General features: G+C 41.0%; 8 protein-coding genes. 2 read left to right on the top strand and 6 right to left on the bottom strand.

Features of this window, described 5'->3' with window-relative positions; translation table 11 throughout:
- The first annotated feature begins 712 nt into the window (after nucleotides 1-712).
- The gene (locus tag FAY30_RS02920; protein WP_223820967.1) at nucleotides 713-3121 is read left to right on the top strand and encodes a M14 family metallopeptidase; all 2409 of its coding nucleotides are present in this window, start codon (nucleotides 713-715) and stop codon (nucleotides 3119-3121) included.
- Nucleotides 3122-3228: 107 nt separating this feature from the next.
- On the opposite strand, the gene FAY30_RS02915 is transcribed toward FAY30_RS02920, so the two are convergent.
- A complete protein-coding gene (locus tag FAY30_RS02915) occupies nucleotides 3229-5607 on the bottom strand; it encodes a M14 family zinc carboxypeptidase (RefSeq protein WP_149868486.1) in 2379 nt (792 codons plus the stop codon).
- Nucleotides 5608-6000: 393 nt separating this feature from the next.
- On the opposite strand from FAY30_RS02915, the gene FAY30_RS02910 reads away from it, so the two are divergent.
- Nucleotides 6001-6537 carry a ribonuclease H-like YkuK family protein gene (locus tag FAY30_RS02910; protein ID WP_149868485.1) on the top strand — a complete coding sequence of 179 codons (537 nt, stop codon included), beginning with the start codon at nucleotides 6001-6003 and terminating at the stop codon, nucleotides 6535-6537.
- A 68-nt stretch (nucleotides 6538-6605) separates the two neighbouring features.
- Here the strand turns inward: FAY30_RS02910 and FAY30_RS02905 are convergent, their stop codons facing one another.
- The 5 genes from FAY30_RS02905 to FAY30_RS02885 form a co-directional block, all read right to left on the bottom strand.
- A complete protein-coding gene (locus FAY30_RS02905) occupies nucleotides 6606-8066 on the bottom strand; it encodes a PAS domain-containing sensor histidine kinase (protein WP_149868484.1) in 1461 nt (486 codons plus the stop codon).
- A 215-nt stretch (nucleotides 8067-8281) separates the two neighbouring features.
- On the bottom strand, nucleotides 8282-9241 hold the full coding sequence (locus tag FAY30_RS02900; RefSeq protein ID WP_149868483.1) for a siderophore ABC transporter substrate-binding protein: 960 nt from the start codon (nucleotides 9239-9241) through the stop codon (nucleotides 8282-8284).
- Nucleotides 9242-9261: 20 nt separating this feature from the next.
- Nucleotides 9262-10023, bottom strand: coding sequence for an iron ABC transporter ATP-binding protein (locus tag FAY30_RS02895; protein ID WP_149868482.1), 762 nt, complete (start codon nucleotides 10021-10023; stop codon nucleotides 9262-9264).
- Nucleotides 10020-10970 carry an iron chelate uptake ABC transporter family permease subunit gene (locus FAY30_RS02890; RefSeq protein ID WP_149868481.1) on the bottom strand — a complete coding sequence of 317 codons (951 nt, stop codon included), beginning with the start codon at nucleotides 10968-10970 and terminating at the stop codon, nucleotides 10020-10022. The genes FAY30_RS02895 and FAY30_RS02890 overlap by 4 nt, the downstream gene beginning before the upstream one ends.
- Nucleotides 10963-11913, bottom strand: a complete 951-nt coding sequence (locus tag FAY30_RS02885) for an ABC transporter permease (protein ID WP_149868480.1) — start codon at nucleotides 11911-11913, stop codon at nucleotides 10963-10965. Before FAY30_RS02885 ends, FAY30_RS02890 begins: the two co-directional genes overlap by 8 nt.
- Nucleotides 11914-12126 lie beyond the last annotated feature (213 nt).

Here is a 12126-nt window from a genome sequence, read left to right as displayed (position 1 = left end):
TTGATTTATTTTGGTATGAAAGGCAAGAAAATAATAATCTATTTCCATCGGCATACAAAAAGGATTGGGCAATCTTCATTGCCCAATCCTTTTATTTATGACGGCAGTTTTTGCAGACTTTGATAGTTTGGTTTGTGTCTGTTTTGTGTGAGTAGAGAAGCTTTATTCCTGTTCGTTCACACAGCGGGCATGTCCCCCGGCCATTTGAAGGCAGGTAGCTGATTGTTTTTCCCCGGTTTCTTTTTGCCATTCCCCATCATCCCTATTCATAATAAAGTGAAACTTCCTTTCTTTATTTAATGTTGGACTGGCACAAAGGTTGATAGGCATTTAATGGTTTTTTATCAATAGATGCCGCAATCCCTATAAAATGTATGACAACTTTCCTTTTACAAAACTACACATAAAGCAACAATATTTAACAAAAAAAACAGCTAATAATCGATATACATTTTGTGGAAATTATTTTGATATATAATATAGCTATTTTATACCCCTAAAATTATTAGATTTTTCGGATAGCACAGTACTTTTTAAATAGGAAAAACAGCCCAAATTTTAATCTTTTGACATAAAGTATTTTATTTTCCCAATAAAACTTTTTGTAGAGCGAATTTTTTACTGCCTCTGATTTTACGACAAGATATTATGAACATTCCATTTACAATAAGCTTGTATTAAAATTCTATGCATTTTGGGGGTGCAGTTTTTGGTGAAAAAGAAAAAACAGAAATGGAAAAGGAATTTAGTAGTAATGACTGCCATTACCGGACTAGGATTCTCCACTTTTTACCCGGGCCTTAGTATTCCGGTTGCAGCAGTCGAACAGGCTGACCAGCCGATTCCTAAGGAAGAGTCAGTCTCTATTGTTCAACTAGAGGTACCGAATCAGAAAGCAAAGGAAAAACTACTTGAGCTGGGTATTGACCTTACCCACAGAGCCCATGAACACAATGGAATTTTTGAAGTGGATGCAGTTGTCACACCAACAGAGATTGCAATGTTGAAAACCTTTGGCATCAAAGTGAAAGACACCATCATTACTGAAAATGAATGGAATCTCAGAACCTCAGAAAGGCAAACAGCTATGCAGTTAACCTCAAATTTGGCCACCGCTGAGGACACAGTAAAAATTCTTCGTGCCAACCATTTTACAAATCAATCGGGCACATTCCTGTATATCGAAGCGAAATCCAGTGCAGGTACAGCAGCGAGTACTGCGCTCACGGCAACTTGGACCGAGAATGGTGTTGAAAAATCCGCAACACTTACTAGATTCGTTGATTACGGTGAATACATGTATCATTATTTGGAATTACCTGTAAACGCCATTCCTACTTCTGTAAAAATAAACAGTAATCTTGGTGGAACAGCTACTGCTGCAGTTACGGAATGGCTCGGTGCGGACAAGCCTGGTAATCCGAAAAAACACTATGTTAAGGATTTTGTAGACCACTACATGGATCCAACCGAATTATATCAACGTGCTGAAAAGCTTGCGAAAGAGTTTCCCGATTTAGTAGAAATTATCGATATGCCTAACAAAACAAATGGCTACAGACGTCTTGCACAAGGAACAGTGGGAGGTACTCAAGCTTCCGCTGTTGTGGTTACCTCCAAAGCATGGGGGCATGAAGGCGGCAATGATGTGTCGGTAGAATTCAAGAATCCAGGGGCCAATAATGCTTCATTGAAAGTTAACCTAGAAGATAAAAAGATTTTAGTAGATTTGACTACCGATTCAACAGGGAAAGTCACTAGTACAGCAAGCCAAGTGGCTGCAGCACTAAATACTCATGCAAGTAATCTTGTGTCTGCGATTACATATCGCACCACTGGCGGAACCGGAATTGTTTCCCCAACAACAACTGCGGTGAAATTAACGGACGACTTAAGTGCACCAGCCACTATTTCTCGTGACCCGTTTACCGTAAAAGCAATTCGAATCGGGAAGCACCGTGACGGTTCAAAGCCCGGTGTCCTTGGATACGCACAAGAGCATGCCCGCGAGTGGGTAACACCACTAGTAACGATTGAAACAGCAGAACGACTACTACGCAATTACGCCCATGATGGCGAAACGAAGCAACTGGTAAACAACCTTGATATTTTCCTTGTGCCGTCAGTAAATCCTGATGGAGCCCATTACAGTTTCTATGATTTCAATGGTCAACGTAAAAATATGACCAATTACTGTGGTCCCACTGAATCCGATCCAGGATATCGAACTTCCTGGGGAGTTGACCTTAACCGCAATCACACTGTCGGTTCAGCTTTTGATGGATATGTGGGTGCATCGACTACACAATGTAGAAGTGGTACCTACGCTGGTCCTGCAGAGAATTCCGAGCCAGAAGCCAGGAATCTAGTATGGCTTGCTGATCAAAATCCAAATATTAAGTTTGCGATGAATATTCATAGCTATGGTGGATACTTTATGTGGTCGCCTGGTTCATACGATCCAAACCGTGTTACTCTCCCTCGTCCATCTGCAGGGGAGGAAGCCTTCTACTGGGCAGCATCTGATAAAATTTTAAATGACATCCAAGACCACCGCGGAACTGTCATTCTTCCTAGCCGCACAGGTCCAATTCCTGATGTGCTGTACTCTGCAGCAGGTAACTCTGCGGACTACCTATGGTATGAAAAGGGAATATATGCCTGGAACTTCGAAGTAGGGGCAGATTTATGGAATAAGGATACGAAAAGATGGCAAGCAGTTGGTTTCCAGCCAGCATTTCAAGAGGGTCATGAAGAGGCCATGGAATTTGCTAACGGTTTGATCGGCTTGATTAAAGTAGCCTATAATCATTCTAAAGATAAACAGCCGCCTTCCACAAAAGCTGTACCGGGTAATGGTAAATTCTCTGGACCAGTTGAGGTTGCATTTGAAACAAGCGAAGCAGCAACGATCTATTATACACTCGACGGCAGCCGCCCTACCTTCCAATCTGCAAAACTCAAATTAAGCGGAACCCGAGAAAATGCAGAGACTTTAAAAATTGGTAAAACGTCCACATTGAACTGGTTCGCTGTTGACGCAGCAGGTAATATTGAGAAAAACTACAATCCTATTAGCAAAGGAAATAATTTTAACACTGTAACACTGACAATCAAGTAATTCTTTTAGCAAGGAGAGTTGGCTCATAGGGGTCAACTCTTTTTTTTACTATAAAAATTTATATAAAGAAGCCCAGTCCATCACTGAACTAGGCTTTTTCATCGTTCTTATTTTTCAAAAATCGCATTGGATAATAGTCTGAATAAGTAATCCGTATGGTCACGGAAGCCTGCTTCTAAACCAATCAATGTCACATCTTTATCCTGCTCTTTAACCATAACAGCCTGCCCTTTCGCACCACTGTTATTTCTCCAATGGCCGGCCACAAAGAAATCGTTACTGTTTGCATAGGTTGCGACTACTTTATCATTTCCGGTATTCGTATACCATGTTGGGCGGTAGACAAACCCTAGATCATCCTGACCATAGCCGGCAGTTAAACCGGTCCCTTCATAGTTAACCTTCACAATTCCGTTACTGTTGGACCCGCCTGTATTTATGGTATCATCCGTTAGTCCGAGAGTTTTCGTAGCCTGGGATGCACTTGACCCGACTGCAATATATTTGCCGCCGTGGGCAATAAAGTCTGTAATGTTCGCTTTCAACTTAGCTTCTTGTGCCCTGTCTTGTAAACCAAATTCCTTGTTGGCAGCACTTAAGTTTGAGGTTATCAAGCTAGCCGTGCCGCTATAAACAAAGGCATCAAAACCATTAAGACCGTTTTCCGCCACTTCAATCGGTGTCACTTCGGTTACATCAAAGCCAAGTCGCTTCAAGGCTAGCTTTGTACCGCTATGGGACTGAACTTTCCCCATTCCGCCGTCCTTTAAAATCGCTACTTTTAAGGTCGATAAGGCAACCGCATCCACCGGCACTTTAGCCGTGCTTTCCACCTGCAAACCAGATGTTTTTACAGCTGCTGAGATCGTATTGGCTGCTGCTTCTGTGTAAAAATCACCTTTTGTATCACGTTTAACAGCTACACCTTGTTGAAGCAGCGTATTTACTAGCTCGATAGATTTGACAGAACTGTTCGGAATCAGGTATGGACCTTTGCCCGTAACTGAACCTTGTTCATTAATGTTGTTGACCTTTGTTGTTATCACGTCGACAGAACTTTGTGTCGGTATTGCTTCAAAGCCCCAAAGCTCCGGCAAGCTCCATGCTGAAATATCATACATCGCAGCCGTATCGTTTGAGATGTCTTCCCCGTCCCAAAGCATCGTGTTCGCTAATCCAGCCTTTGCCTGGTCCATCTTTACGATGAACGTTCCTTTAGGATATGTTTTTCCATCGACAACAAATGCTTTCGGCGCTTGAACCACATCAATGTCATTATTCATTAAATGATTGACCGCTTTATGCGTGACAGTAGGGTCTTTTTCATCGACTGGAAGGATATAGGCTTTCGGGAAGAAGCCATCCTTGTGGAATGGATGATCAAAATTAATCCCGCGTTTAAACATTTCAATTTGGTCAGTAATCATTGCCTGCTTGTTCTCCGTCGCGAAATTAAGCGCACCCATAATAGCGTTATACATCCAGCGGACGCCATTCCAATCATTCGTTGGCGTTTCTAAGGTATGTCCATATGCACCATGGTACATCGCGTACATCGGGGTGAAGATTGGCGGATAATCATCCCATCCATCAGCGTCATCACGCTGTGGAACGTAGACTCCTTCCATATTTTGATATAGGCTGCTATCCGAGAATTGACCCTTTTCTTTCATTATTTGGGCTTCCATTGCTTCTGCCTGCTGATAAGCCCACTTGTTATATAAATCATACTCGTAGTTCGGATTATGCGGCGGTGTACATGGCTCGATTAATCCCTGTAGGTTTGGCCCATAATTTTTCACATATCCATGCGTATCAAGGAATACCATCGGGTTCCATTCTTTAATAAGCCCAACGGTTTCTTTCGTTTCTGGCTGGGACTGGGTGATGAAGTCACGATTCAAGTCAATTCCTTCCCCGTTAAAACGGGTGGCATCCACACGTCCATCAGGGTTTTGAACGACGTTAAAAATAAGTATATTATTCTCCAAAATATTCTTGGTCTCTTGATCATTTTCGGTTGCGAAGCGTTCAATTAACTGGAGAATGGCATCAGATCCAGCAAATTCCGTGCCATGAATGGAACCATTAATCATAATAGGCACTTTAAAGTCTGGATTGTTAGCAATCCAATCCTGAGCTTTGCCAGGGTTTTTAAACATTTGTTTTCTAAGTGATTGGATTTTACCAAACTTCCCCTGTGCCCCAGGATCAGCAATCGTCACAACATAAAGAGGATGACCATCTGCAGACGTACCTCGAACCTCAACCTTTACACGGTTAGATTGTTTTTCAATGTCTTTCAACTTGGAGCCAATTTGTGAGAATTTTACAAAGTCATAGTTTTCACTATTAAACTTACTACCATCCTGCTCTTCATATACATTGACATTTGTCCATTTTGGTCCCTCAGCAAACCCGACAGTCCATGGCACAGTGGTAAGTAAACTAACAGCTAAAAGGCCTGCAATCTTCTTCTTCTTCATCCTTAACCCCCGATAATAAATTTGAATTTTCACTCATTTTGATGCATTTTTACTTATTTTAATAGCAAAACTATTAAAATACCATCCATCCTTTCTCCCGGAATCAACAACAAAAAGAAACCTGACCAGGAAAAAAGGACCAATAAGTCCACAAAAAGTCATTTCATGAATAAAACTCCACATTATTACATTAGAAATAGAATAAAGGGTGTCAGGCACCACAAAAAAACATTTGTCCACGGACGGTGCCTGACACCCTTTACACCCTTTACACTTTTATTAGCGGTCTTATCGTTTCAACGGCTGCACGACTACAAACCACTTTCCATAAGATAGCAATAAGAATTGCGATTTACCTTTTTCAAATAGAAGGGAAAGATGTGGTGCTTATTTATGAAGAATTCCCCGGATTATCCCCATTCGTTTCAAAATCTTCAGGAGAATGGGCTTTCGTTCGAGCAGGTATTTGAACGGATTGTTGCATTCATGAACAGTGACCCTAAAGGGAATTACCGCCTAATGGTTGGCACAGATTCACAGGTTCATAGAACACAGACTATTTTTATCACTGGCATTGTGATTCAAAATGAAGGAAATGGTGTATGGGCATGCATAAGAAAGTTGAGCGTACCAAGGAGGATGACACAGTTACATGAGCGAATCTCACTAGAATTGTCCTTAACCGAGGAAATCGTATCTATGTTTACCGAGGAAAGGAAAAATGAATTAATAGCCATCGTCCTCCCTCATATTTACCAAGGAGCAACCTTCACTATGGAGGGACATATCGATATCGGGTCAGGCAAACGAAACAAGACAAGTGAATTCGTCAAAGAAATGGTCACACGAATGGAATCTATGGGAGTAGAACCGAAAATCAAACCGAATGCCTTCGTCGCCTCAAGCTATGCGAACCGGTACACCAAATAAGGGTGTCAGGCACCACAAAGGACAATGGTCCATAGGTGGTGCCTGACACCCTTATTACGTTAGCCATATTAGATATACTTTAATTCTACATTTACGGTGGTGCCTTTACCGAACTCACTTTCTACTTTCATGGTGCCGTTATGTTCTTGGATGATTTTGTTGCTGACGGTTAGGCCAAGCCCGATTCCTTTATCTTTCGTTGTATAAAATGGTGTTCCCAAATAGCCCATCAGTTCCGAATCAATCCCAATACCTTCATCAGAAAAACGAATGAGTACCTTCTTTCCTTCTTGTTTCAGGACATCGATATGGACTGTTCCACCATTTGGCATAGATTCAATAGCATTTTTCAGGAAATTCACAAAAACTTGTTTCATTTGGTTTGGGTTGCATAGTAATTCAATCTCGTTTGAATGGTAATGGTTGATGATTTGCACATTATGCAGCAATGCCTGTGGATGAAGTATTTTCACTGTGCTTTCCAAGATTGAACCCAGGCTTTCCCGCTCAAATTGAATGGCTTGTGGTTTGGCGAGTGACATAAATTCATTGACAATCATATCGATTCGATCCAATTCATTCGTGATAATTGATAAATAGTCGTCTTGCTTTTCTTTATTACTAGTATTTTTCAAAAGTTTGGAAAACCCTTTTAATGAAGTTAATGGGTTTCGAATTTCATGGGCGACTCCAGCAGCTAATTGACCGATGATGGAAAGCCGGTCTAAATTTCGGAGTACATCATCATTTTTTATCCTGTCCGTAATATTTCTGCCAACCGCCACAAAGGATTCGACCTCGCCCTGCTCACTATAAATAGGAGAAATAGTAGTCTCAGAATCAATTACTTCATTTCTCCCAGTTCTTATTTTTATCTGAAACAGCTGAGACTCACCTGTTTCAATCATTGCATTGCAAATACGATCAAAGTGCTCCTTTTCCTCTGGTAAAATAAGATCATAGACGGTTTTACCGATTAATTGCTCCGGCTTATATCCAATTCCTTTTTCATGTGAAGGGGAGGCATAGACAATCTTCTTGTCCATTGAATAAAGTTTGATCATATCTGCGGTATTTTCGGTAATTAAGCGATACAATTCACGGGTTCTTTTTAATTCCCTTTTAATATTTTCACTCTCTGAAATGTCACGATAGATAGCGATAATAGCAATAATCTCTCCCATTGAATTTCTAAAAGGAGAATAGGAGACTGCTATATCTATCCGATTTCCATTTTTATGATTACGTTGTGTATTCATATTATGGAAGGCTTTTCCTAGTTTCACTGCTTCTACTATTTGTACCACTTCCACTGGATTGGGAAATTCTAAGAATGTTCTCCCTAAAATATCCTCTTCGGTATAGCCAAAAATCTTGGTATACATTTGATTGATGCGAATAAACCGATTCTCCATATCGACGATACAGATTCCATCGGCCGTACAATCAAGAAAAAGGTCAATTAATTCATCGGGATTATAGACCACAGATTCATTTTCTTTTCTAAAAATCGGGAAACACTTCGCCATAGAAATCTCTCCAAACACATCAAAAGTACTATCAATCTCCATTTTACAGAATTTTTGGGCGAATGAAAGAAAATTTTTTAAAAGGGTGTCAGGCACCATTAAAAGACACTTTCCACTCCAGGAGGACACTTTAGGAGGACACGTTTGGTAAAAGGTAAAAACGCTTGAGCCCTGGGAGTAGCTTAAGCGTTTCTGTGGTGCTAATTTTCTATTTTTTATAATGCTTCTTCTATTTCTTTTGCCATTGTTTTTACGGATTTTAAGCCGCCGCCGCTTAGGTACCATGAGTCTGCATCGAGGTAGACGATCTTATCATTTTTATAAGCTTCGGTTTTCTTTACCAGCTCATTTTCTACGATTTCCTTCGCGCCAACTTCGCCGCCGACAGCGGTCGCGCGGTCAATGACGAACAGGACATCCGGATTCTTCTCTCTAATGTATTCAAACGTAATACTCTGTCCGTGTGTGGAGACTTCAATATTCTTATCTGCCGCGCCGAAACCAAACACATCGTGAATGAGTCCAAAACGGGAGCTTGGGCCATAGGCACTTACTTTTCCTTCATTCGCTAAGACAATTAATCCTTTTTGATCAAGTGCAGATGCTTTCTTGTTTAATTTTTCGACACTGGACTCAATGTTTTTTAATTCACTCGCTACTTTGTCTTCTTTTCCAAAAATTTCGCCAATTAGATTCATATTTTTTTCAAAAGAATCCATGTAATTGCCATAATCAAGTCCAATATATACGGTTGGTGCAATCTCTGCAAATTGATCATATAATTCTGCCTGGCGTGTAGAGATAAAAATAACATCTGGCTTCAGCGCGTGAATCGCTTCAAAATCTGGCTCCTTTAGACTACCGACATTGGTGTATTTTTTATCTGCATATTTCTCCAAATAGGAGGGAACGGTTGCTTGCGGGACTCCCGTAACTACTATACCTAACTCATCTAGGGTATCTAATACACCAAAATCAAACACAACTACTTTCTTCGGGTTTTTTTCCACAATGGCTTCACCATATTGATGCTTGATTGTCATCTTCTCTTCCGTTACTACCTTATTGGAAGATGCCGTTTTCGCTTTGCCCTCCTCTTTTGATTCCCCTCCACATGCAGCTAAAACCAAGAACATAGTAAAAACTAATCCTAGAAAACTCCATTTTTTAAACATCTGCCATTCTCTCCTTTACATCATGAATTAAAATACACACAGATCCTGCAGTTGTTCATCTCCTGAATGGGAATATCCATATCGTAAATTTCACTCAAAGCTTCCGACTGAATGATCTCCTCAGTCGGCCCATCCTTCACAACCCTGCCATCCTTCATCGCCACAATTCGGTCCGAATAAACGGAGGCAAAGTTAATATCGTGAAGGACAATCACAACCGTTTTTCCGAGCTCATCTACTAACCGGCGCAAAATCTTCATAATCTGAACTGAATGCTTCATATCCAAATTATTCAGCGGTTCATCAAGCAGGATGTACTCAGTATCTTGGGCAATGACCATCGCGATAAAGGCCCGCTGCCTCTGACCGCCTGATAGTTCGTCTAAATAGCTGCCCTGTATATCCGTTAAATGCATAAACTCAAGCGATTGCCCGACAATCCGTTCATCCTCCTCGGTTAACCGGCCTTTAGAATAAGGAAACCGGCCAAACGAAACAAGCTCGCGTATCGTAAGGCGGACATTCATGAAATTTGACTGCTTCAAAATCGACACACGTTTGGCGAAATCATTCGATTTCATTTTCCTTACATCCGCCTTGTCGACAAGCACTTCTCCCGTATCAGCATCAAGCAGACGGCTGACCATCGACAAGAGAGTGGATTTACCAGCACCGTTTGGCCCAATAAAAGAAGTAATTTTTCCAGGTTTAATCGTTACTGTTACATCATCCACAACCGACTTCTTCCCGTAAAACTTCGATACTGACTTTACCTGAATCATGCCGTTTTCCTCTCCTTCAATAGTAAATAGATGAAATAAACACCGCCAACAAAATTAATGATGACACTTAGTGTTGTCGAAAAAGTAAACACCCTTTCAACCACCCATTGCCCGCCGACAAGTGCAATGATACTCATAATTACCGCACCGCTGATTAGCACCTTATGTTTGTATGTTTTAAAAAACTGATACGATAGATTAGCGACAATTAAGCCAAAAAAGGTTATTGGTCCAACAAGTGCCGTAGAAATGGAAATGAAAATGGCTGCAATCACCAGCATTTGTTTCACGATTAAATCGTATGGAACACCGAGATTGATTGCCATCTCGCGGCCAAGCGATAACACATCAAGATACTTAATATAGCGCCACGCATAGACAACCACTAACGCAACGATGACAAGAGCAAGCCACACCAAATCCGAATTAATATTGTTAAAACTGGCAAACATCCGGTCTTGAACAATCTGAAACTCATTTGGATCAATCAGCACCTGAAAAAAGGTCGAGATACTTGAGAAAAATGTACCGACGATGATGCCGACCAGTAATAAAAAGTAGACCGACTGGCCGCCTTTTTTAAATAAAAAGCGAGAAAGAAAAAGGGCAAACACAATCATCACAACAACAGAAAGTAAAAAGTTCATCTGTTTATTTACCACAATCAAGTGGCTTGAGCCTAAAAAGAAAATAATCACCGTTTGCAACAGTAAATACAATGCATCTAATCCCATGATGCTAGGCGTTAAAATGCGGTTATGGGTAATCGTTTGGAATACAACCGTTGCATAGGCAACCGTAAACCCAGTAATCACCATGGCAATCACCTTTACCGCCCGTCTTGGTAAGGCATAATCAAAACTGCCATTTAGATCATGTAATAAGTAAAGCACACAGCACACGGCAGCAACTAAAGCGAGACTGACCATTTTCATCGAGTTACGCATAAGCCTTCCTCCTAAATAGAAGATAGAGGAAAATCCCGCTGCCGATGACGCCAACCATGAGACTGATTGAAATTTCATACGGGAAAATAATCACCCGGCCTAAAATATCGCAAACCAGCAGAAAGTTCGCTCCCAGAAGAGCTGTATGCGGCAAGGTTTTTTGCAGATGATCTCCTTTAGAAATCGAGATGATATTCGGAATAATCAAACCTAGGAACGGGATCATCCCAACCGTTAACACGACCGTTGCCGTAATTAATGCAACAAGCACAAGCCCTATGTTAACGACCCTGCTGTATGCAAGACCTAAATTTTTCGAAAAATCCTCCCCCATCCCGGCTACGGTAAAGCGGTTGGCATAGAAATAGGCAATAACTAATATCGGAATACTTATGTATAAGAGTTCATACCGCCCTTTCATGATCATCGAAAAATCACCTTGAAGCCACGCCGACATATTTTGAATCACATCTGCCCGATAGGCAAAAAATGTCGTGACAGAGGATAAGATATTCCCAAACATCAGCCCGACAAGAGGAATGAAAATGGCATCCTTGAACTTGATTCGATCGAGAATTTGCATAAACAAAAACGTTCCGCCAAGCGCGAATACAAAGGCAATGGCCATTTTTTCGAGCATTGAAGCGTTGGCAAATAGCAACATTGAAACAAGGATTCCCAGACGAGTCGCATCCAGGGTTCCTGCCGTTGTCGGCGAGACAAATTTATTGCGGCTAAGCTGCTGCATGATCAAACCGGCAATGCTCATTCCCGCTCCTGCCAGTAGAATCGCCACAAGCCGCGGCACCCGGCTGATCAGGAATATTTGTGTTTCTTCAGATTGAAAGTCTAGTAGATCCATTGGTGAAAGACTGCTAACCCCAACAAACAATGAACCGGCAGATAAAATCAATAATCCCAATAGTAAATATCGTTTCTTCATGACTGACCCCAATAAAATGTAGTTTTTATAGATGAGATTGAAAATCATTATCATTAACTTACAATTTTGATTATAACAAAGTAAAATACATTGTCAACGGTAAATGAGAACTTTTATCAATTAGAAAAGCAGATTCCAAAAAATGAAAAATATATTTTTCCAATACATAATGGACTTCCTACACCACATAAATTGGGCAATAGGAGGTGAATG

This window comes from Bacillus sp. S3 (assembly GCF_005154805.1).
Classification (GTDB): domain Bacteria; phylum Bacillota; class Bacilli; order Bacillales; family Cytobacillaceae; genus Neobacillus.
This window is presented reverse-complemented; position numbering and strand designations above follow the sequence as displayed.